This window comes from Candidatus Mycalebacterium zealandia (assembly GCA_014075295.1).
Lineage (GTDB): Bacteria > Desulfobacterota_D > UBA1144 > Nemesobacterales > Mycalebacteriaceae > Mycalebacterium > Mycalebacterium zealandia.
This window is the reverse complement of sequence record CP046180.1, coordinates 916,240-937,884: the sequence shown is the minus strand read 5'-3', so window position 1 is coordinate 937,884 and position 21,645 is coordinate 916,240. Positions and strand designations below refer to the sequence as shown.

The following is a 21,645-nucleotide window of genomic DNA, read 5'->3' as shown; positions in this document are numbered from 1 at the left end:
TTTACAGTTTTCCCGTTATCGTGTGAATTTTGTGTGAAAAAGCCGCTTTGATGGGGTCATAACTTTCGTCTTTTTCGGTTTTTCTGGCGTAGTCGCTGATAAATTTGTCTTTGCGCTCAACCTGCATTATTTCTTCATTGTCTCTGAACGCGACAAACTGCGCTCCGAAAGTTTCCTCGGAGATTTTCTGCAAAATTGGCGGATAGTTCTTTGAACCAATGAAAATTGAGTGTATGCGGATGCCGAGTTGCTGGGTTTTTTTCACGATTTCGCGCAATGGGCGAGGTGCTTTCGTGTTCCGATTCGGCGCACCAGCGTTAAGATGGTCCGTGAGTTCCTCTTTTTTGTTAAGCAGGGGAGCGCGCCGCCGCGCTTCTTTGTCATCGTCTTCAAGCCGTATGTCGCCGGAAGTGGGAATTCCGTCCGTTATGAAAAGTATGTGTTTGTTTCTGCGACCGCGCCCTTTGAATTCCGAAACAATTGTTTTCAGCGCTTCTTCGTAGTTTGTATTGCCTGAACAGTCGGTTGATTCCGCCATGTCCATAAGCCATGGATACTCTCTTGAGAATATGCTGCGTTTGCCTTTCTGCCTTTCGTAGGGGTCCGCTTTGTGGTTGAATTCAAGGTAGCCGCATCTCATGTTTTTTGTTCTCGCGAGCTCTATAACGCCCCTCACCACCGATGATGCCCACTCGCTGTATGTTCCCATCATTGAAGTGCTGACATCCCTCAAAATGGCGATTTCGCCTCCGGTTGACTCTCTTTCCCTGAACTGAACGCGCGGCAATGTTGGCGAAGCGGTGTCCGACCAGAGGAAAAACTCAAGCGGGTCTGCGTCTTCAATGTCAAAGGAGTTCATCCGCCGCCACCTTCTTGGCATTCCGCCCGGGTGGCTGGTTTTTGTCGCTATGTTTCTCTGAAAATTGCCTTCAAGAACCTTCATTATCATTTTGATGTTTTGTGCTGTTTCGTCGTTTTTCTTCTGCCGGGTCACATTTTCATCAATGTCTCCGGCGCGGAAGGATTTACTTGAAGTTGTTTTGTCGGACAGCTCTTTGTTGTCTTCTTCTCCCGCAGACTGCTCGGGCTGTCCTTTGGGGTCGGACGGAATGTCCATTCCCTCAGGCGGTGTCATTTTCTGTTCCTGAAGGTCTTGCAGAACCTGAAAGAAAGTCTGACGGTCGGAGTCATGCTCCTCTTCCGCCTCTTTTTCAGCGTTCTCGTCGGGATGCTCTTCTTTTTTATTCTCAGGCAGGTCTTTGTCAAACTCTGAAAGAGCTTCAGAATTTTGTTCAGGTTGGGGGGTTAGAGGGTTTTCGGGCTTTTTTTTTAGTCATTAAGCGCTCAAGAATCGCGTCCAATTGCTCATAAACATCGGGTGGAATACGAAAGACGGTCATGTATTTCAGCACTTCAAGATCTTTCATCACGCAAGATTTTCTTCCATTCAGAACTGCGTTGGCTCTGATAATCTTGAGCGCCTTGACGAGAAAAGTTCTGTCCGAAATAAGTGAGTTGGTTTCATCAAGTCCGAACTCTTCAACAAGTATGCGTATGAATTCTCCAAGCCCCTCCTGAATTTCTTTTGATATGGGGGTGGCTTTGACCTGAGCGTGTAGTTTGTCCAGACGTTTTCTGTCCAGCATTTTGGGAATTTCAACCTTTTCGTCCCGCTCTGAATAGAGCGATATAATCTGCTGTGCGGTTTTCCAATCGCGCATGTGAGAGGTGCCGACCGATTTGATTTGCAACACAAATCTGTCCAGATTGGCGGGGTCAAGCGGCTCATTGTAGTATTCGTCCGCAGTGGGGTTGCTTGTGGCTATTGCGGTCATAAGGGGCAAGTTGTCTTCAAAGAATTTTCTTTCGTTCAGTATCCGTAGAAGAACATTCAGCGATTCCCCGGGAGCCCTTGAAATGTCATCAAGCAGGCAGATTTCCGCCGTCTGAATTCCGCCTTTGACGATTTTCTGCCGGATAATTTCCTCTTCATTGTTTGCCTCTTTTGATATGACCATATCTCCCACAAGTTCGGAAAGCCGCGTGTCTCTGTGGAGTTGGTAAAAGAAAAATTTGAGTTGGGCACTCGCCGCTACAATCTCCGACAGCATTGTTTTTGCCGTTCCGGGAGGACCCTCAATGTATATGTGTTCTCTTGAAAGAATGCCGAGCAACAGGGCCGTCTTGACTTCCCTGTGACCAATTATGTGCCTATCAAGCTCCTTTCGGAGTTTTTGAAACAGTGATTTGCTCATTTCTCGAAAGTTACTATTCCATACTATACGCAACATCATATTTCCGCAAACAGGTTGAATGGGAAAATTGCGCGTTTTGTTTTAGCACGCCCGCACGTTCCTTGATTTCCAGTTCGTTGTTATGTAAGATGCTCGCTTTCCAAATGAAGCCGACTCTCATAAAGATGAGTATAAGCCAGGACGGGCTTCTGCCCCAGCAGAGCATTGAGCTTGGCGAAGCACTTCTGCAAAATTTTCCTAAAAAACTGATGAGCGCGCTCGACTTTGAAAGAGTTGACAGTTCAGGAAAGAAAACAACCTTCATCGGCATAATGCCGGTTTTTGTTGTTATTGGCGAAAAGACGCAGGAGATTCAAATAGAGTTGACGGTGGCGCATCCTGAATTGCGCGACAAAGTGATTGAAATTTTCACTTTGAAATCGCCTTCCGAGGTTCAGGCGGTCGCTCACAAAACGGGAAAATCCAAACCGGCGCCAAAAGCAAAAAGCCCTTCAAAGTCCAAACCGAAAGCCAAATCCGCGCCTTCAAAACCCACGCCGAAAGCAAAACCAAAACCGCTCGTGAAAAAACCGCCTGCGAAAGAGGCGCCCGTGAAAAAGAAGAAAGTTTCGAAAGGGAGAAAAAAGAAGTAAAAACCGCGTATCTTGCGGAGTTTGAAGAAGATGCCGGACAACGTAGAACAAGCCCTTACCTTTGATGACATACTGCTTGTTCCGTCTTTTTCCGAAGTCCTGCCGGGCGAGGTTGATGTTTCCACTTCGCTCACAAAATCCATACAACTCAGTATTCCCCTTGTAAGCGCGGCAATGGACACCGTTACCGAGTCCAAAACCGCTATAGCGATGGCGCAGGAAGGCGGAATAGGGGTTATACACAGGAATCTTGACGCTAACGCGCAAGCCGCCGAGGTGGAAAAGGTGAAAAAATACGAAAGCGGAATGATTGTAAACCCGCTTACCGTACGTCCGTCTCACACGGCAAAAGAGGCGCTGGACATAATGACCTCAAACGGCATAACGGGGCTCCCCGTTACGGAAGAAAACGGCGCGCTTGTCGGCATCATCACAAATCGGGATTTAAGATTTGAAAAACGGCTTTCCCGCTCGGTCAGGGAGATTATGACCCCGAAAGAGAGGCTTGTTACGGTCAAAGAGGGCAAAGTTACAACGGAAAAAGCCACGGGGCTTCTGCATAAATTCAGAGTGGAGAAACTTCCCGTTGTGGATTCCCGTTTTCGCCTCAAGGGAATGATAACGATGAAGGATATTGAAAAAATCCGGAAATTCCCGCATGCCTCAAAGGACAGTTACGGGCGGCTCAGGTGTGCGGCGGCTATCGGAGTGGATTCCGGCAGGGACGAAAGGGTTGAGAAAGTAAAAGCGGCGGGATGTGACGTTATTTTTGTGGATACGGCTCACGCCCACTCAAAACGGGTGATTGAAAGTGTGCGCGAAATTAAATCCTCTTTTCGCGGGATTGAAGTGGTGGCGGGCAACATAGCGACCGCCGAAGCCGCCAAAGCGCTTCTGGACGCCGGCGCGGACGCGCTCAAAGTCGGGGTGGGTCCCGGTTCAATCTGCACGACAAGGGTTGTCGCGGGAGTCGGAATGCCGCAAATCACAGCAATTTCAAAGGTGTGTTCGGTCGCGCGCAGGCGGGGAATTCCCGTCATTGCGGACGGAGGAATCAAGTTTTCCGGCGATGTCGTGAAAGCGATTGCATTCGGTGCGTCTTCGGTGATGATGGGCAATATGTTTGCCGGCACGGACGAAGCGCCCGGTGAAGTGGTTTTATTTCAGGGCAGAACATACAAGGTTTACAGGGGAATGGGTTCAATTGAGTCAATGCGCGAGGGAAAAAGCCGCGACAGATACGCTCAGGAAAACATCACTGAAACCGGCAAACTTGTTCCCGAAGGTATTGAAGGCAGGGTTCCGTACAGGGGCAGTCTCGGCGCGATTGTTTATCAGATTATCGGCGGTCTCAGGGCGGGTATGGGCTATGTCGGCTGTTCCGATATAGGGAAACTCAAGCGGTATTCAAAATTCGTTCAAATCACAAACGCCGGGCACAGGGAGGGGCATGTCCATGATGTCATCATCACCCGTGAGGCGCCGAACTACAGGATAGAGTAGAAGTGAAAAAATCACTACAGGATAGAGTGGAAGTGAAAGAATCCGCTCCCCGTAAACGGTGCGATTGGGCGCAAGGAAGCGATTTGCTTGCCCGCTATCATGACAGCGAATGGGGAACACCCCTTCATGATGACCTCCGCCATTTTGAGTTTCTTTTGCTTGATGGCGCGCAGGCGGGTTTGAGTTGGCGGACGATTTTGAACAAACGCGAGAATTACAGCGTTGCTTTTGACAGTTTTAACCCTCAAAAAATTTCCCGTTACAAAGATGCCAAAATCAACAAACTTCTTGCAGATGAGGGCATCGTCCGCAATCGGTTGAAAATTCATTCGGCAATTAAGAACGCCCGTGTTTTTCTTCAGATTCAAAAAGAGTTCGGTTCTTTTGATTCTTATGTGTGGCGTTTTACGGGCGGAAAAACCAAAGTCAACAAGTGGAAAACACAGTGTCAAATGCCCGCCCGCACAAAAGAGTCGGACGCTCTTTCAAGCGATTTGAAGAAACGCGGAATGTCGTTTGTCGGAACCACGATAATCTACGCATACATGCAGTCTGCCGGAATGGTGAACGACCATCTTGTGAGCTGCTTCCGCCATAAAGAGTGCGAATGAGAAAGGCGGCGAGTTCAGATATAATCGCGAACTGCATCCATTTTTCGCACAAAGAGCGCAAAGAATGAAACAGACCATTCTTGTAATTGATTTTGGGTCTCAATACACACGCATTATAGCCCGCCGCATACGTGAGCAGGGTGTCTTTTCCGAGATTAAACCGCACACAATCACAGCGGAGCAAGTGCGCGAAATATCGCCTAGAGCGATAGTGCTTTCGGGCGGACCTTCAAGTGTCTGGGACAATGACGCGCCCGGTCTTGACGGTGAAATCTTTGAGACGGGAATTCCGATTCTCGGCATCTGTTATGGAATGCAGTTGCTTGTCCGTATGCTCGGAGGAGAGGTGGAGGAGTCTTCCAAAAGGGAGTTTGGACCCGCGACTGTTGAGATTTCAGATTCGGAGGACGGGCTGTTCGCGGGGCTTTCCGGTTCTGCGGACGTGTGGATGTCCCACGGAGACAAAGTCGCAAAATTGCCGGACGGGTTTGAGATAACCGCCCGAACCTTAAACGCTCCCGTGGCGGCTATAAAACACAGCGGAAAAAAAATCTTCGGCACACAGTTTCACCCCGAAGTGGCGCACACTCCCAAAGGCGGGGAAATGCTTGCCAACTTTCTGTTCAAGACCGCCGGATGCGAAAAAATCTGGAATCCCGAAGCGTTTATAGAAAACACGGTTGCCGCGATTAAAAAACAAGTGGGTTCCGCGCGCGTGATTTGCGCTCTTTCGGGCGGTGTTGACTCATCGGTAACCGCGGCTCTTTTGCGCAAGGCGGTCGGGGACGCGCTTGTATGCATATTTGTTGACACCGGTCTTTTGCGTCTTGATGAGGGTGATGAGGTTGTGCGGATGTTTGCCGAATACGGTATTGAGGTGAAGCGCGTGAACGAAGAAGAGGGTTTTCTGGGAAAACTCGCGGGCGTTTCAGACCCTGAGAAAAAACGTAAGATTATCGGACGCGAATTCATCAAGGTTTTTGAGCGCGAAGCGAAAAAAATCAGTGACGCGAAATTTCTCGCTCAGGGCACGCTCTACCCGGATGTGATAGAAAGCGCGAACACCGGCGGGGCGGCGGCTACAATCAAAACCCATCACAATGTTGGCGGGTTGCCGGAGAAGATGAATCTCAAACTTGTTGAGCCGTTGCGCGAGCTTTTCAAGGATGAAGTTAGGAATGTGGGAAGGCATCTGGGGCTTACCGGCGGCATTATTGACCGCCATCCGTTTCCCGGTCCGGGGCTCGCGATTAGAGTTTTGGGAGAAATTAAGCCCGAGTCCGTTGATATGCTCCGGCGTGCGGACGCCATATACATTGACGAGATACGAAAAGCGGGGATTTATAACGAGATATGGCAGGCGTTCGCGGTTTTTCTTCCCGTGCGCACGGTTGGTGTTATGGGAGACAAACGAACCTATGATAACGTTATCGCGCTCAGGGCCGTAACCAGCACGGACGGAATGACTGCGGACTGGGCGAAAATTCCACCCGAAACGCTTGAAAAAATATCAACGCGAATAATAAACGAGATTGAAGGGGTGGGGCGTGTTGTTTATGACATTTCCACCAAACCGCCCGGAACTATTGAATGGGAGTGAGAAAAGAGGTAGTAAAGATAAAGTGATTATCAAAATAATTCTGGCTTCAGCCATAGTTCTGGCTCTTTATTACATTATGTCTCCTTATCAAAATTGTATGAGAGCACATAACCATGCAGATAATTATGCAGATCTCCATATGGGATTTTGCGTAAAAAACACCGGTTGGTAAAAGTTTTAATAGAACCAGTGAAGAAAGACTCTCTACTTCTCTTTCTTAAAAATTCCGAAATCGCGGTATGAAGCGACAAGTTCCCAACCTTCGCCGCCGAGTTTGCCGAGCACTTTTTCCATTTCTTTGGCTGCTTTTCCGGATTTGTCTTTTCCTTTTTCAACCGAAACATCTATGTCGTGATTGGAAGAATCCGCGGACATACTCCGCCACGGAACGACTTTGTATTGCCACTTTTTCATTCGGTTTCTTCCGTGGAGTCGTTTTCTTCGTCCTCATCCTTGCCGATTGTCTCAAACTCCGCATTCTCGCCTGAGTCTTTCATTTCTTTCAGATATTTGTCAAAGTCGCTTTTTGAAATTCGCCCCTCGGCTATGTTTCTTTCCACAGTCCGCACGTCAAAAAATAGATTTTTGTTGTCCATTATTGAAAATCCCCTGTTCTCTCAAGAATAGGCATAGCGTTCTTGCCAATGCCGCAATGGTGTTACAATCTATACGGTTTTGTAAGTGGATAAAAGCGGAAGCAGTGAGAATAATTTTCTGGCGGTTGATGTCGGCAACACAAGCGTGGACGCGGCGATGTTCAGCAACGGCGGCGCGCCGGTGGATAAGTGGCGCGCCGAGGGGCATGTTGAGGTTCCGCTTGAGCACTCGGACACGCTCGCGGGCGTTCTGGCTGAAAGTTTCAGCGTGGTTCCGCAATCCGCGGTTGTCGGTTCGGTCGCGGAAAGCCGTTTTTCACTCTCGGCGGCAAAAGCGGTTGAAAACGCTTTCGGTTTGAAACCGCTCATGGCGGATTGCGAGATGGAAACGGGCCTTGAAATCGTCTATGAAAACCCGGGTGAACTTGGAATTGACCGTCTTGCCAACGCCGCGGCTCTGTTCTCTTTGACCGGCGGCGCGTGCATAGCAGTTGATTTGGGAACCGCCACAACTTTTGATTGCGTTTCTTCCGAAGGCACATATTTGGGCGGCGCGATTGCGGCGGGATTTGATTCGTTCCGCAAAGGTCTCACGCTTGGCGCGCCCGCGCTTCCGGTTGTTCCCGCCGAGTTTCCACGTTCGGTTCTGGGCTCAAACACCCGGGATTGCATCAAGTCGGGAACTATGTTCGGCTATGCCCTCATGGTTGACGCGATGGTAAAGTCTCTGTCATCAAAGATGGACTCCGTGCCGCGAGTTTTTGCCACCGGCGGATTTTCCGGGCTTTTTTCAGACAGGTGCGAAACTTTTTCCACCACAGACCCTTTGCTTACCCTGAAAGGACTTGTGATAATTTTGATTAAAAATGGAAAACTTTTTTCTTTATAAAAAAGAGACGGAGAAGCCGCATTTTATTCTCATAATCGGTTCAAGGGCGTGGATTGTGCCTTTTCTTGATCCTTTTGAAGCGGCGAAAAAACGGTTTGCGGTGGAGGTCAGTCCCGATGAGGCGGGGATAGCGAAACCGTTTGATTCCGCGGCGGACTTGATTGAGAAGGGGCGGGTTGTTGTCAACAGAGGCGGCGATGGGAAAATTGATTTTACCGTCCGCGAAACTTCCGGCGCGGTTATGAGTGGAGGTTTTGTTTTTGTTCTGCCGTCATGGGGCATAAGAACAAAACGGCGGTTGTGGTTGCTGGTAAAATCCGGAAAACCAAAGTCCAAAGGAGACAAAAATGCTTAAACACATTGTTATGTGGCGGCTCAAAGACGCCGAAAAAAACGCGCCCGTGCTCAAAAAAATGCTTGAGGGGCTCGCGGAGAAAATCCCGCAAATCGTGAAAATTGAGGCGGGAGTGAATTTCAACCCTTCGGAAAACTCGGCGGACGTTGTTTTGTATTCCGAGTTTGAGAATTCAGACGCGCTTGCCGCATACCAGAAACATCCCGACCATCTGAAAGTGGCGGAGTTTTTGAAGGAAAAAGCAACTGACAGGCGGGTTGTTGATTATGAGGATTAGTTTCCCGCGTTTGGCGGAAACTCTGTTTTTCCGCGCCGTATCTTAACCCGCGAAGTGGAAAACGCGGCGACGTCAAGACTCGCGGTTTGTCCTTCTTTCAGTTTGTGAAAACCCAGCGCGGCAATCATAGCCCCGTTGTCCGTGCATAGGGACGGAGACGGAATAGCGAGTTTGATTCCGCGCTCTTTGAAAATCTCGGAGGATTTTTCCCTGAGTCGTGAATTGCAGGCGACCCCGCCCGTTATTACGAAGTTTTTAATTCCGGTTTTTTCCGAGGCGAGGAGGGATTTTTCAATCAGCGTGTCAACAATCGCTTCCTGATAACCCGCGCAGATGTCCGGCAAGTCCGCTTCGGAGGGCGCGCCGTTTTTCTCAATCGAATGGACGAGCGAGGTTTTGAGACCGCTGAAACTGAACCACAGCGTGTCTTGTCCGGAAAGCGGACGCGGGAATTTTATTTTGCTCCGGTCGCCGCTTTTTGCCACGCGGTCTATTTCCGCTCCGCCCGGATATCCCAGCCCCAGCACTTTCGCCGCTTTGTCAAACGCTTCTCCCGCAGCGTCATCGCGGGTCGCACCGAGAATTTCAAACTCCACGGCATTCCTGACAAGGTAAAGAGAAGTATGCCCGCCCGATACCACAAGGGCTATAAACGGAAACTCAATATCCCGCTCTATTGCTCCCGCCGCCGCGTGCGCTTGCAAATGATCAACCGCGACAAGAGGTTTGCCGAGCGCGGCGCACAGTGATTTTGCCGTAGTGAGCCCTATCATAAGACAGCCCAGCAATCCGGGACCCTGGGTCGCTGCGATGGCGTCAATTTCATCAAGCGACACGCCCGCGGAATCAAGCGCCTCTTCAAGAACCGGAATTACCGCTTCAAGGTGCTTGCGCGAAGCAATCTCCGGAACAACGCCGCCGAACTGTTTATGGGTTGAAATCTGAGACCAGACAACGTTTGAAAGAACATCTTTGCCGTCAATTACCACCGCCGCCGAGGTTTCATCGCACGACGACTCTATTCCAAGCACGGTTGTCCGGTTCATCGCGGGTGGAATTCTACACTGCTTTTCTCAAAAACTTCGCGTTTGTGGTATATTGCTGTTTCACGAGGCGCTTTCTGAATGCCCGGCAACCAACAAAACGGCGGACCCGTTGACCGCAAGCCCTTTCCCGCTTCAAAGAAAATTTATATTGAAGGAAAACTGCACGGCGGCGTCCGTGTTCCGATGAGACGCATTGAACTTGAAGAGACCAACGGCGTCCACAATCCGCCTGTTGTTGTTTATGACACAAGCGGTCCCTACACTGACCCGGATGAACAAATAGACGTGCGCGTGGGGCTTAAACCCTTGAGGGCTGAATGGATAAAGAGCAGAGATGACGTTGAGGAACTCGCCGCTTTCAGTTCGTCCGGTTCACATGAAAACGGGGATGCGACGCCAAAAGAGGCACTAAAACCCTTGAAGGCAAAACCGGGCTCCTGCGTAACACAGATTAGTTACGCGCGGCGCGGAATTATCACTCCCGAAATGGAATATGCCGCGATAAGGGAAGACAAGCCGCCCGAATTTGTGCGCGACGAGGTCGCGCGCGGAAGGGCGATAATTCCAAACAATATTAACCATCCCGAATCCGAGCCAATGGTCATCGGACGCAACTTTCTTGTAAAGGTGAACGCCAACATCGGCAATTCCGCGGTTACTTCAAGCATAGAAGAAGAGGTTGAAAAAGCCGTGTGGTCTTGCAGATGGGGCGCGGACACGATAATGGATCTTTCCACGGGCAAAAGAATTCATCAGACAAGGGAATGGATAATAAGAAACTCTCCTGTTCCCGTGGGCACGGTTCCCATATATCAGGCGCTTGAAAAGGTTTCAGGCAAACCCGAAGATCTGACATGGGACTTTTTCAAGGACACTTTGATTGAACAGGCGGAGCAGGGCGTTGACTACTTCACAATTCACGCCGGAGTTCTGCTCCGCTACATTCCGCTGACCGCCGGGCGCGTTACGGGGATTGTTTCGCGCGGAGGCTCAATAATGGCGAAGTGGTGCCTCGCGCATCACAGGGAAAACTTTCTTTACGAGCGGTTTGAGGAAATATGCGAAATTATGAGGGCTTACGACATCGCTTTCTCCCTTGGAGACGGGCTCAGGCCCGGTTCAATTGCGGACGCCAATGACAAAGCGCAATTCGCCGAACTCGAAACCCTTGGCGAACTCACAAAAAAGGCGTGGAAAAACGACGTGCAGGTGATGATAGAGGGTCCCGGGCATATTCCGATGCATTTGATAAAAGAGAACGTTGACAAGGAGATTGAGATTTGCTCCGATGCTCCGTTCTATACGCTCGGTCCTTTGACGACCGACATCGCTCCCGCCTATGACCACATAACTTCGGCAATCGGCGCGGCGGAAATCGGGCGGCACGGCGCGGCAATGCTCTGCTATGTTACGCCCAAAGAGCATTTGGGTCTTCCCGATAAACAGGACGTTAAGGAAGGCGTAATCGCCTATAAAATCGCCGCTCACGCGGCGGACCTTTCCAAGGGGCATCCGCGCGCGCGGGAAAGAGATGACGCGCTTAGCAAGGCGCGTTTTGATTTTCGCTGGAATGACCAGTTCAACCTGTCGCTTGACCCCGACACGGCGCGTCAATACCACGATGAAACTCTGCCGTCCGATAACGCGAAAAGCGCGCATTTCTGCTCAATGTGCGGACCCAAGTTCTGTTCAATGGAAATTACCCGGCAAATCCGTGACTATGCAGAAAAAGAGGGTGTTACGGAGAGCGAAGCGGTTGAAATGGGCTTAAAGGAAAAAGCCGAAGAGTTCAAAGAGCGCGGCAGTGAGATTTACAGCGAAGAGGCATGAGAAAAATAAATATGTCAAAGATGCGGACAAATTGTGTAAATACTGCTCCAATCTTCGATTAATCTAAATTGCGGGGGCTCCCCTCCCAATCATGGACGGTCAATGGGAACTGCTCGCGGGCAGTCAGATGTATTGTTTGGAACGGCGATGACATCAAAGGAACGCCGTTTGCTCATACCTCTACCGCCAAAACCAATGTTTACGGCGGATTTGTAGGTCCGGACATGGTTATGGTAATCAAGGAAGGGGTGCAGTTAAAAACAAATGTTGAGGTGGGCCGGTTTACCGGCAAAGAACGTTGCTCCACCTGGTAACTTGGAATGAGTCAACTCTTTTAGATTCGGACCAGTTCTTAATTTGACTTTTTCTGGAACATAAGTTGCCATTTTTGGACTGTTCGCGGATTGTGAAAGTCCGGCTCCCGATTCAACCTCTCAAACCGGTAAATCTTTGTGCTGTTAAAACCCCTTGAAAGAGGCGTTCGCGTGCCGTGTTTCGCGCTGATTTTGATGCCTAAATCAGCCGTTTCCACCTCTTTCGTGGAGAGCGACAACCTTCTTTAAGTCTCTAATTATACAATTATATAGGTATGTTAAGAGTTATTATTAGTGCAATCTCTAACTTTGGCTTTGTTAATTCGTTTGATTAACCGCGTAAGGTGTCTCTTCGCGCGTCAGATGGTGTGTTTTTTACCTTCTTGTAACTTACGAGTGGTTGCGGTTGCGTGGTTTGTTCGGTATAAATTGAACTGAATTCCCATGCCTAAACGAACAGATATTGAAAGCATTCTGCTGATTGGGTCGGGCCCTATAGTTATCGGGCAGGCATGCGAGTTTGACTACTCCGGCACTCAGGCGTGCAAAGCGCTGAAAAACGAGGGATACAAGACAATTCTTGTAAACAGCAATCCCGCGACCATTATGACAGACCCGACAGTTGCGGACAGAACCTACATAGAGCCGATTGAGCCCGAAACGGTCGCGAAAATCATTGCAAAAGAGCGTCCGGACGCTCTTTTGCCAACGCTCGGAGGGCAAACGGCGCTAAATACCGCCGTGAGTCTTGCCGAAGACGGAACGCTTGAAAAATTTGGCGTCCGCCTCATCGGAGCGAATCCCGAAGCAATAAAGAAAGCCGAAAGCAGGGAACAGTTTAAGGAGGCGATGCTGAAAATAGGGCTTCGCCTGCCTGAAAGCGGACCCGCGCGGACAATTGAAGAGGCATGGGAGGTTGTTGGCAAAATCGGATTTCCCGCGATTATCCGCTCCTCTTTCACCCTTGGCGGCAGTGGCGGCAGCATCGCGTATAACAAAGAAGAATTTCCGCTTTACGTTGAGGCGGGGCTGGATTCCAGCCCGATAGGGGAGATTTTGATTGAGCAGTCGGTTCTTGGATGGAAGGAGTTTGAGCTTGAAGTCATGCGGGATATCAAAGATAACGTGGTGATTATATGCTCAATTGAAAATCTTGACCCGATGGGCGTTCACACGGGAGACAGCATAACGGTCGCGCCCGCGCAAACCCTGACGGACAAAGAGTATCAACGCCTCAGAGACGCGTCAGTCGCGATTATAAGGGAGATAGGCGTTGAGACGGGCGGCTCAAACATACAGTTTGCCGTCAACCCCGAAAACGGCGAATTTGTTGTAATTGAGATGAATCCGCGAGTTTCGCGCAGTTCCGCGCTCGCTTCAAAAGCAACCGGTTTCCCGATAGCAAAAATCGCGGCAAAACTTGCCGTGGGCTACACGCTTGATGAAATCTCAAACGACATAACGCGCTACACGCCCGCCTCATTCGAGCCCACGATAGACTACGTTGTCGTCAAAATTCCGCGCTTCGCGTTTGAGAAATTTCCCGAAACCCCCTCTTTGCTGACAACTCAGATGAAATCGGTCGGTGAAGCAATGGCGATTGGAAGAACCTTCAAGGAGTCTTTCAACAAAGCCGTCAGGTCTCTTGAAACAGATCACTCTTTTCTTGAACAGATTTCGGACGACCCCGAATTTGTGAGGCGGAAACTGAGTGTTCCGAGTCCCGACAGAGTCTGGTTTGTCGCGGACGCTTTCAGGCTGGGCTTTGACGAAGACGAGGTTCACAGACTTACTACGATAGACCCCTGGTTTCTGCGCAACATATCCCAGATAGTTGAGCAGGAAAAAACCATCAAAAGCCACGGTGCGGATATGCCGCCCGAAGTTCTCAGGCGCTCAAAAGAAATAGGTTTTTCAGACTTCGCCATCTCTTCGCTTACGGGTTGCGATGAAGAGGAAATACGCGCACGGCGGCGCGAAGCGGGAATCATTCCCTCATACAAAATGGTTGATACCTGCGCGGCGGAATTTGAGTCCTACACGCCGTATCTGTATTCATCATACGACCCGCAAAGCGAAGCGCCCGTTACGAACAACAAGAAAATTATGATCCTGGGCGGCGGGCCTAACAGAATAGGGCAGGGCATAGAGTTTGATTACTGTTGCGTTCATGCGGCGTTTGCCGCCAAAGAGCGCGGGTATGAGACGATTATGGTTAATTGCAATCCCGAAACTGTCAGTACGGATTACGACACTTCCGACCGTCTTTACTTTGAGCCGCTGACACTTGAAGACGTGCTAGAGATAGTGGACAGGGAAAAACCCGAAGGCGTAATCGTCAATTTCGGCGGGCAGACGCCCCTCAATCTTGCCATTCCACTTGAAAATCACGGGGTTAAAATTCTCGGTACTTCGCCTGACAGTATAGACCTTGCCGAAGACAGGGAAAGGTTCAACAAACTTGTGTCCGACCTGGGGTTGAAGCAACCCGCGGGAGCCATAACAAGAAGCGCGGAAGAAGCGGTTCACAGCGCGAACTCAATCGGTTATCCCGTTGTTGTGCGCCCGTCATACGTTCTGGGCGGCAGGGCGATGGAGATTGTTTACAAAGAGAGCGACCTTGTGCGCTACATCAACGAAGCCGTCAGGGTTTCGCCCAACCGTCCGATACTCATAGATGAGTTTATGAAGAATTCGGGCGAGGTTGATGTTGACGCCGTTTGCGACGGCAAAACCGTTGTGGTCGGCGCGGTTATGGAGCACATAGAGGAGGCGGGAGTTCATTCAGGCGACAGCGCGATGATAACGCCTCCGGTTTCAATGGAGAAAAAGACGATCGATAAAATCATCGCGCAGACAAAGGCGCTCGCGCTCGCGCTTGATGTTCGCGGTCTTTTGAATGTGCAGTTCGCCGTCCGGGACGGAGAAGTTTTCATAATTGAGGTAAACCCCAGAGCGAGCAGAACCGTGCCTTTCATCAGCAAAGCCATAGGCGTGCCGCTTGCCAAAGTGGCGACCCGCATCATGACCGGAATGACGCTTGAAGAGACGGGTTTTACAAAGGAGGTTGAGCCGCGAGTGTTTTGCGTGAAAGAGGCGGTTTTCCCGTTTCTGCGCTTTTCCGGAGTGGATACGATTCTCGGTCCCGAAATGAAATCAACGGGCGAGGTTATGGGAATGGACGCCAATATGAAAATGGCTTTTGCCAAATCCCAGATTGCCGCTGGCAACCCGCTTCCGGTTTCGGGAACGGCTTTCATAAGCGTGAGAGACGAAGACAAAACGGACACCACGGTTGGCATAGCGCGCCGCCTTGCCGCGGCGGATTTTGAGGTTGTCGCCACCGCGGGGACGGCGCGATTCCTATCCGGCGCGGGAGTTGAGTGCAAAACGGTCAACAAGGTTCAAGAGGGAAGGCCCAACATTGTTGACCTCCTTAAAAACAACGGGGTTCATCTTGTGGTCAACACCACAACGGACAAAGAGCACGTGCTTCAATCATTTTCCATCAGGCGCACTTCGCTTGTGCACAAGGTTCCGTATTGCACAACCATTGAGGGCGCGCGCGCGGCGGTCGGAGCCATAGAGGAGATTTCGGGCGAAAATCTCACCGTGAGAGCGTTGCAGGATTTTGAGAATTAGGGCGCAATTCTATAAAATCTAAAAACTATTCCAAGCGGGGTTTTATAAAAGATGAGTGACAGAATTCCAATAACGCCTGGCGGCTATGAAAGGCTCAAGGAAGAGCTTGTTCACCTCAAAAATGTTGAGCGCCCCGAAGTTATAAAGCAGATTGAATACGCCCGCTCTCTGGGTGATTTGTCTGAGAACGCCGAGTATGAGTCGGCAAAAGACAAGCAGTCAATGATTGAGGGCAGAATCAAGGACGTTGAGTCTAAAATCGGGCTCGCCGAGGTCATTGACCCCGTTCAGATTAAGAATAAGGACAAGGTTGTTTTCGGCCTCACGGTTACGGTTGAAGACATTGAAACCGGAGAGGCGGAAAAGTATCAGCTTGTCGGTCCCGACGAGACCGATCCTGACAGCGGACTTATTTCCATAACCTCTCCCATAGGCAGAGCTCTTGTAGGCAAGGAACTTGACGATGAAGTCAAAGTAATGGCTCCGGGGGGAATGCGGGAATTAGTGATAACCTCCATAGATTGAGAGGGCGCGCTTCGGTGTTGGCGCGGTGTTTTGCGGCTTGCGCGCTTGTTTTCGCTTTAATAGTTTGCGACTCACGGGCGCAAGAGGAACAACACCCCTCCCATCTTGACGGCATTAACGCTGACAATATTGACTGGAAATCCAAAACCGAAGATTACTGGCACTCGGTTCTTTCGCGAAAACGGTTCAACATATGTAGAAAAGGCGGGACGGAATTTCCGCATACGGGCAAATACAACAGTTTTTACGAAGAGGGGATTTACAAATGTTCAAGTTGCGGTCTTGCGTTGTTTTCTTCCAAACATAAATACAATTCCCACACCGGGTGGCCCAGTTTCTGGCGCTCAATTTCACGCGACGCGGTTGGCTACAAGCCAGACCGCTCGTACGGTATGATGACAACCGAAATTGTCTGCAGCAGATGCGGAGCGCATCTAGGACATGTTTTCAATGACGGACCCGAACCGACCGGAAAACGTTATTGCGTTAATTCCGTGTGCCTTTTTCATGAAAGGCGGAACTTTTGATGCCGCGGAAAAGATTGCAGTTTTTCGCGGTTGTTTTTTTTGTTGCGCTCTGCGACAGGGTTTCAAAAACGGTTATTTCCGAAACTTTGGCTCCGGGCTCCTCAGTTGAGGTGGCGCCGTTTTTTGACATTGTTCATTACAGGAACTCCGGCATAGCGTTCGGGATGTTGAGAGACCTTGAAGGCGCGACCCGCGCCGCGCTTTACGTCGGCGCGCTTCTTGCCGCGTTTGTTTCCGCGTTTCTGTTTTTAAGGCACGGCGACAAAAGGGGAATCTTCATAGGTTTTATTCTTGGCGGAGCAATTGGAAACTCCATTGACAGGTTTGCGTCAGGGTATGTGACTGATTTTCTGGAATTTCACTGGTTTGGAAGCGAAACATTGCGCTGGCCCGCGTTCAACGCCGCGGACATGTTCATAACTGTCGGCACGGCGGCGTTCATGGTAAATTTGCTTGTGAAGAGGCGGCACAATGTTCACGGGAATAGTTGAAGACACGGGAGAGATCAGTCTTGTTCGTACGCAGGGCGAAACCTTGATAGGCGTAAAGCCCTCAAAACTTGACGCGGACTCCATTCAAATCGGTGAAAGCATTGCCGTAAACGGCGTTTGTTTGACGGTTGTTTCAATTGAAAACGGGGCTTTCTTTGTTCAGGCGTCCGATGAAACTTTGTCAAAAACCACACTTGGCGAAGCAGTGCGCGGGGCGGTTGTAAATCTTGAAAGGTCTGTTTCCCCGGACGGGCTGATGGGCGGTCATATCGTAACCGGGCACATAGATGGCGTTGGTGAGATTGAGTCAGCCGCGGAGCGCGGAGAGTCTGTGGAGTTCATTGTTTCACTGCCGCCGGAGTATATGAAATATATTGTTCCCAAGTGCTGCGTCACTCTTAACGGCGTGAGTTTGACGGTCAACGATGCGGACGACAAAGGGTTTTCGGTCAATATAATTCCGCACACGCTTTCCCATACGACTTTTTCTTCTTTGTCAGCGGGAAGCAAAGTGAATTTTGAGTGCGATATTGTCGCGAAATACGTTGAGAGGCTGGTCGGGTTTAGTGGCGAAAAAACCTCCTGAAAAAATCTTTCTTGCCGGCTTTATGGGCGTGGGAAAGACAACTGTTGGCTCCGTTCTGGCACAAAAAATCGGCGCGCAATTTTGCGATTTGGACGCTTTCATAAAAGCCCGCGAGTCCGCAAGCGTGGACGATATAATTTCCCTGCGCGGAGAGTCTGAATTCAGAAATCTGGAGTCCGAAGCGCTTGCCGAAGTGTGCGAAAAATCCGGCTTTGAGGTTGTTGCGACCGGTGGCGGAATTGTACTTTCCGACGGCAACCGCGCCGCTATGAAACAAGCGGGCGTTGTTATATACTTGAAGGCGGATTTTAAAACTCTGATGCACAGAATTTCACAGGATGCTCCGAGACCCCTTTTGAAAGTTCCAAGTCCTGAGGCAAAAGCGGCGGAGATTTTCTCCGGGCGCAAACATCTTTACGAAACCGCATGTTTTACTGTGGAAACGGACGGACTTTCCCCGGACCGGATTGCCGAAAGAGTGGTCGGGATTTTATTTCCCGACGGAGTTTCAAAAAACGGAGAATAGAAAATGAGAATAGCGAATATTATTCTGGTCGGGTTTGTAATTACGGGTTTCAGCTTTGTCGTTTCAAAGGGCTTTTCACCCGAAATCCCGGACTTTTTCATTGGTGGCAAAACACACGCGGAACAAGTCCCGTATGAGTTTGAAAGTCTTCCGTCCGCCGAAGAAAAGCAGTTTGTTTTACCGCCTGAGCGGATTGAAGAAACCGTTCGGAGAAAAACCTCCTTCGGGGACTTTCCGTCTTTCGCCGAGCTTGTTGAGAAGCACAAGCCGTCCGTTGTCAACATAAGCACTTCCACGGTTTCAAAATTCACCATGTCTCCGGGAGGGCCATTCGGCGGACGAGGTGATTTATTTGAAGAGTTTTTCGGCAATTTTTTCGGGCAGAATCCGCAGCGGGAGTTCAGAAACAGGGGGCTTGGCTCGGGTTTTATAGTGGACACTGAAGGGCACATCGTTACCAATAATCATGTTGTGGATAAAGCTGAAGAAATTGAGGTTACGCTTGAAAACGGTTCAAAATACGAGGCGCGCGTGGTCGGCTCGGATCCCAAAACCGACATCGCTCTTCTCAAAATAAATCCCCGCGAAAAACTTGTTCCCGTCCGTTTAGGCAATTCCGAAAAGTTAAGAATAGGGGAGTGGGTGTTCGCCATTGGCAATCCGCTCGGACTTGGTTACACGGTAACGGCGGGAATTGTGAGCGCGAAAGGAAGATCTCTCAACATGGGCGCGTATGACAATTTCATACAGACGGACGCGCCATTGAATCCGGGCAACAGCGGGGGACCTCTGTTCAATCTTGAAGGTCTTGTCATCGCGGTCAACACAGCGGTCGCGTCTCAAGGGCAGGGGATAGGTTTTTCAATTCCGATTGACATGGTCGCGGGAATCGTGAGCCAGTTAAAGAAAAACGGAAAGGTCGTGAGAGGGTGGATAGGCGTTTCAATTCAAAAATTGACCGAAGACCTTGCCGAAAGTCTCGGAGTTGAAAACACGCGCGGAGCGCTTGTGAGCGAGGTTTTTTCAGGCAGCCCCGCCGAGCGTGCCGGAATGAAAGCGGGAGACGTTATAATCCGGTTTCAGGGCGAGGAAGTGAAAGAGTCTTCGGATCTTCCGCGAATTGTCGCCGACCTTAAACCCGGCACAAAAGCCCGCATTTCACTTATCAGAAACGGCAAAAGAAAAAACCTGAACATCAAAATAACAAAGATGGAAACTCCCGAAGATGACCGCGCCGCACGTCCCGCGCAAGAGGAAACAACAGATTCTTCCTCAATTGGAATCAAGGTTGCGGACATTGATCAGGGGCTTGCCCAGCGCTACCGCCTGGACTGGAAAAGCGGAGTGGTTGTGATTCAGGCAAGCCGTGGCGGGAGAGGGTGGAAGTCCGGAATCAGAGAGGGAGATGTAATACTTGAGATTGATGGCGAGCCGCTTAAGTCGGTCAGGGATTATAACAAGGCGATTGACAAAACAAACAAAGGCAACCGCACGCGGATTCTTGTGCGCAGGCGGGGTGGTAATGTTTTCATTTCCCTGGTTCCCGAGAACGGGAAATAGAGCCTATTTCAGTTCGGACAACGCTAACGCGAACCTTTTCGGCACGCGCGCCACTTTGCGTTTCTTATAGTCAAAAAACACAATTCCGGTTCGCACGCGCGCGATTTCTATTTTCCGTTTTTTCTCGGAAATGAGATAGAACATATTCAGACCGTATTTGAGCAAATCCCCGCAGGCAATTTTGATGTTCAGCGTGTCTCCGTAGAAAGACTCGTTCGTGTATGAAAGCTCCGCGTCTGAAAGCACAATTCCCCTGCCGAACACGTCGCCCTCGGTTGCTCCGAGAGATTTGAGAAATCTCACGCGCGCTTCATGGGTTATTGTGAGAAAAGAATCGTGCCCGACATGCATTCCGTGGTTTATGTCGCTTATCCTGACCGGTATGTCGGTTGAAAACTGAAAACGGCGCGGCATTTCTATTTTGCATCTTGGCGACATATTCAAACAATATAAATCCAATGCCCGCGACTGCCAAGCATTTGATTTTCGTCTCTTATTGATAGCATAAATGCTTCCTGGATTTCCGCAGAGGGGTGGTATCAATGAGCAGGGAAGATTTTGAAAAAGACTATGGTAGCAAGCGGGTCAACATTGAACAGAAGAAGTTTTTCTTTGACTTAAGAGAGAACCACAAAGGGAAATACGTTCGTATAACAGAGGTGAGCGGCGGACGTTCATGCATAGTGATTCCTCTCATCGGGGCGTTGTCTTTCAGTGAAGGACTTGCCGATATTATGAAAGAAGCGGCGCTTGTTGGAGGCTGAATTATCCGCCGCCGCGCGCGGGCTTGCCGCCTTTGACGTAAACTTTGACGGACTCTTTTCCCGGAGAGACGTTCAAAATCCCAATACTGATGTTCCTGTATTTTCTTGTCCCGCCGGGCGGGGGCGGGTTTTTGATTTTAAAGGTGTTTGTGGTGAGCACTCTTTTCTTGTTTGAAAGAAAGTCAATAGCTATGGTGATTTCCGCGTAGCGCACCGAACTTCTGTTTTTCAGAACAAGATAATCCACCATTCCGAGCGAGCCCGCGGCTCCGCTTCCCCATTCAAACTTTTTTACCTCAACGTCGTAGCCCGGCACCGGGGTGTTGGAATCCGGTTCGGGATGTGGATCAAGCGCTTTTTTGCGCATAAGCGTTTCCTGTTTTCGTGAAACCGGATACGCGGACTTGATTAGCACAACAATCTCGTCTGTGGCGGGGTGAATAAATCCCGGATTGACTTCCTTGTAGACAGTTTCAGAGCGGGCGTTTGCAATTTTTTCTGTCGGCACTGAGGTTGTCATTATTTTCTCCCCGGCTTTTTTCTGAACAATAACAAACTCCACCTTTCCGTATGGTTCCGGCGCGGGGTTTTTGACCGTTATGCTCTCTATGGTTCCGGTTCCGACTGATTGTCCCGCGGCTCTCCAATCCCACGCCGTTACTTCAAGCGGGTGATCGGGCTTGCCGTCAGACGCGGCGGTCGCGCCCACCACTTCAAGCTCAACCGAGTCAATGTCAAAATTCATGATTCCGAGCCGGACGTCCTTCAAAGTTCTGGTTTCTCCGGCTTTGAGTGTCTTCCTGATTGTGCCGCGCGTACTGCCCGCCGGTTCTCCATACTTCAATGAAAAACGCGCCTTGAGAACAATGGCGGAAAAATCCCTTTCGTCATCGTTTCTCAGGGTTACTTCGGAGAAAATCGCTCTTCTTCCCGCTCCGCCGGCTCTCCATTTGAAACTTTCAACTACTATTTTCGGGGTTTTTTCTTTGTCAAAAATTCCCAGCCGCGACAACTCGGCGGGGCTTTGAGACCACGCAAGGCAGACTGCGAGAAAACACAGCGCGAACAGTTGCCATTTTATTTTCCGGAGTTTGTGAATTGGAAAAGACACTATAC

23 protein-coding genes are annotated in these 21,645 nt (G+C 50.0%); 16 read left to right on the top strand and 7 right to left on the bottom strand.

Annotated features, from left to right (window positions below; all coding sequences use genetic code 11):
* Nucleotide 1: 1 nt before the first annotated feature.
* Together GKS04_04705 and GKS04_04700 are read right to left on the bottom strand one after the other, a co-directional pair.
* Nucleotides 2-1,135, bottom strand: coding sequence for a VWA domain-containing protein (locus GKS04_04705; GenBank protein QMU56442.1), 1,134 nt, complete (start codon nucleotides 1,133-1,135; stop codon nucleotides 2-4).
* Nucleotides 1,136-1,292: 157 nt separating this feature from the next.
* Entirely contained in the window at nucleotides 1,293-2,294 is a 1,002-nt protein-coding gene (locus tag GKS04_04700; GenBank protein QMU56441.1) for an AAA domain-containing protein, read from the bottom strand.
* Between the two features lie 104 nt (nucleotides 2,295-2,398).
* On the opposite strand from GKS04_04700, the gene GKS04_04695 reads away from it, so the two are divergent.
* The 4 genes from GKS04_04695 to guaA all read left to right on the top strand — a co-directional run bounded on the left by GKS04_04695 (nucleotide 2,399) and on the right by guaA (nucleotide 6,601).
* A complete protein-coding gene (locus GKS04_04695; GenBank protein ID QMU56440.1) occupies nucleotides 2,399-2,887 on the top strand; it encodes a hypothetical protein in 489 nt (162 codons plus the stop codon).
* Between the two features lie 30 nt (nucleotides 2,888-2,917).
* Nucleotides 2,918-4,390, top strand: coding sequence for an IMP dehydrogenase (guaB, locus tag GKS04_04690; GenBank protein QMU56439.1), 1,473 nt, complete (start codon nucleotides 2,918-2,920; stop codon nucleotides 4,388-4,390).
* Nucleotides 4,391-4,422: 32 nt separating this feature from the next.
* A complete protein-coding gene (locus tag GKS04_04685; GenBank protein ID QMU56702.1) occupies nucleotides 4,423-5,001 on the top strand; it encodes a DNA-3-methyladenine glycosylase I in 579 nt (192 codons plus the stop codon).
* A 64-nt stretch (nucleotides 5,002-5,065) separates the two neighbouring features.
* Entirely contained in the window at nucleotides 5,066-6,601 is a 1,536-nt protein-coding gene (gene guaA, locus GKS04_04680) for a glutamine-hydrolyzing GMP synthase (protein QMU56438.1), read from the top strand.
* Nucleotides 6,602-6,805: 204 nt separating this feature from the next.
* Here guaA and GKS04_04675 read toward each other — a convergent pair whose 3' ends face one another.
* Together GKS04_04675 and GKS04_04670 are read right to left on the bottom strand one after the other, a co-directional pair.
* Nucleotides 6,806-7,015, bottom strand: coding sequence for a hypothetical protein (locus tag GKS04_04675; protein ID QMU56437.1), 210 nt, complete (start codon nucleotides 7,013-7,015; stop codon nucleotides 6,806-6,808).
* On the bottom strand, nucleotides 7,012-7,197 hold the full coding sequence (locus tag GKS04_04670; protein ID QMU56436.1) for a hypothetical protein: 186 nt from the start codon (nucleotides 7,195-7,197) through the stop codon (nucleotides 7,012-7,014). Before GKS04_04670 ends, GKS04_04675 begins: the two co-directional genes overlap by 4 nt.
* A gap of 85 nt (nucleotides 7,198-7,282) precedes the next feature.
* Here GKS04_04670 and GKS04_04665 point away from each other — a divergent pair, with 85 nt between their 5' ends.
* Genes GKS04_04665 through GKS04_04655 form a run of 3 tightly spaced genes read left to right on the top strand, consistent with a single transcriptional unit; the run spans nucleotide 7,283 to nucleotide 8,718 of the window.
* Nucleotides 7,283-8,086: a type III pantothenate kinase gene (locus GKS04_04665; GenBank protein ID QMU56435.1), complete on the top strand. Its 804-nt coding sequence runs from the start codon at nucleotides 7,283-7,285 to the stop codon at nucleotides 8,084-8,086.
* Nucleotides 8,064-8,441 carry a hypothetical protein gene (locus GKS04_04660; GenBank protein QMU56434.1) on the top strand — a complete coding sequence of 126 codons (378 nt, stop codon included), beginning with the start codon at nucleotides 8,064-8,066 and terminating at the stop codon, nucleotides 8,439-8,441. Before GKS04_04665 ends, GKS04_04660 begins: the two co-directional genes overlap by 23 nt.
* On the top strand, nucleotides 8,434-8,718 hold the full coding sequence (locus tag GKS04_04655; GenBank protein ID QMU56433.1) for a Dabb family protein: 285 nt from the start codon (nucleotides 8,434-8,436) through the stop codon (nucleotides 8,716-8,718). The genes GKS04_04660 and GKS04_04655 overlap by 8 nt, the downstream gene beginning before the upstream one ends.
* On the opposite strand, the gene tsaD is transcribed toward GKS04_04655, so the two are convergent.
* A complete protein-coding gene (gene tsaD, locus GKS04_04650) occupies nucleotides 8,715-9,764 on the bottom strand; it encodes a tRNA (adenosine(37)-N6)-threonylcarbamoyltransferase complex transferase subunit TsaD (GenBank protein ID QMU56432.1) in 1,050 nt (349 codons plus the stop codon). The two genes, GKS04_04655 and tsaD, sit on opposite strands and share 4 nt — an antisense overlap.
* A gap of 78 nt (nucleotides 9,765-9,842) precedes the next feature.
* On the opposite strand from tsaD, the gene thiC reads away from it, so the two are divergent.
* From thiC to GKS04_04610, 8 genes are all read left to right on the top strand, one after another.
* Nucleotides 9,843-11,594 carry a phosphomethylpyrimidine synthase ThiC gene (gene thiC / locus GKS04_04645; GenBank protein QMU56431.1) on the top strand — a complete coding sequence of 584 codons (1,752 nt, stop codon included), beginning with the start codon at nucleotides 9,843-9,845 and terminating at the stop codon, nucleotides 11,592-11,594.
* A 758-nt stretch (nucleotides 11,595-12,352) separates the two neighbouring features.
* Nucleotides 12,353-15,550, top strand: coding sequence for a carbamoyl-phosphate synthase large subunit (gene carB, locus GKS04_04640; protein ID QMU56430.1), 3,198 nt, complete (start codon nucleotides 12,353-12,355; stop codon nucleotides 15,548-15,550).
* Nucleotides 15,551-15,601: 51 nt separating this feature from the next.
* A complete protein-coding gene (gene greA / locus GKS04_04635; GenBank protein ID QMU56429.1) occupies nucleotides 15,602-16,075 on the top strand; it encodes a transcription elongation factor GreA in 474 nt (157 codons plus the stop codon).
* A gap of 128 nt (nucleotides 16,076-16,203) precedes the next feature.
* Nucleotides 16,204-16,602: a peptide-methionine (R)-S-oxide reductase MsrB gene (msrB, locus tag GKS04_04630; protein QMU56701.1), complete on the top strand. Its 399-nt coding sequence runs from the start codon at nucleotides 16,204-16,206 to the stop codon at nucleotides 16,600-16,602.
* Nucleotides 16,602-17,093, top strand: a complete 492-nt coding sequence (gene lspA, locus GKS04_04625; protein ID QMU56428.1) for a signal peptidase II — start codon at nucleotides 16,602-16,604, stop codon at nucleotides 17,091-17,093. The genes msrB and lspA overlap by 1 nt, the downstream gene beginning before the upstream one ends.
* A complete protein-coding gene (locus tag GKS04_04620) occupies nucleotides 17,074-17,679 on the top strand; it encodes a riboflavin synthase (GenBank protein ID QMU56427.1) in 606 nt (201 codons plus the stop codon). The genes lspA and GKS04_04620 overlap by 20 nt, the downstream gene beginning before the upstream one ends.
* The gene (locus GKS04_04615) at nucleotides 17,660-18,205 is read left to right on the top strand and encodes an AAA family ATPase (GenBank protein QMU56426.1); all 546 of its coding nucleotides are present in this window, start codon (nucleotides 17,660-17,662) and stop codon (nucleotides 18,203-18,205) included. Before GKS04_04620 ends, GKS04_04615 begins: the two co-directional genes overlap by 20 nt.
* 3 nt (nucleotides 18,206-18,208) lie before the next feature.
* Nucleotides 18,209-19,765, top strand: a complete 1,557-nt coding sequence (locus GKS04_04610; GenBank protein QMU56425.1) for a Do family serine endopeptidase — start codon at nucleotides 18,209-18,211, stop codon at nucleotides 19,763-19,765.
* A gap of 3 nt (nucleotides 19,766-19,768) precedes the next feature.
* On the opposite strand, the gene GKS04_04605 is transcribed toward GKS04_04610, so the two are convergent.
* Complete coding sequence (locus GKS04_04605; protein QMU56424.1) at nucleotides 19,769-20,203, bottom strand: thioesterase; 435 nt, start codon at nucleotides 20,201-20,203, stop codon at nucleotides 19,769-19,771.
* A gap of 104 nt (nucleotides 20,204-20,307) precedes the next feature.
* On the opposite strand from GKS04_04605, the gene GKS04_04600 reads away from it, so the two are divergent.
* Nucleotides 20,308-20,529: a DNA-binding protein gene (locus tag GKS04_04600; protein ID QMU56423.1), complete on the top strand. Its 222-nt coding sequence runs from the start codon at nucleotides 20,308-20,310 to the stop codon at nucleotides 20,527-20,529.
* 1 nt (nucleotide 20,530) lies between these two features.
* Here the strand turns inward: GKS04_04600 and GKS04_04595 are convergent, their stop codons facing one another.
* Entirely contained in the window at nucleotides 20,531-21,640 is a 1,110-nt protein-coding gene (locus tag GKS04_04595; GenBank protein QMU56422.1) for a hypothetical protein, read from the bottom strand.
* Nucleotides 21,641-21,645 lie beyond the last annotated feature (5 nt).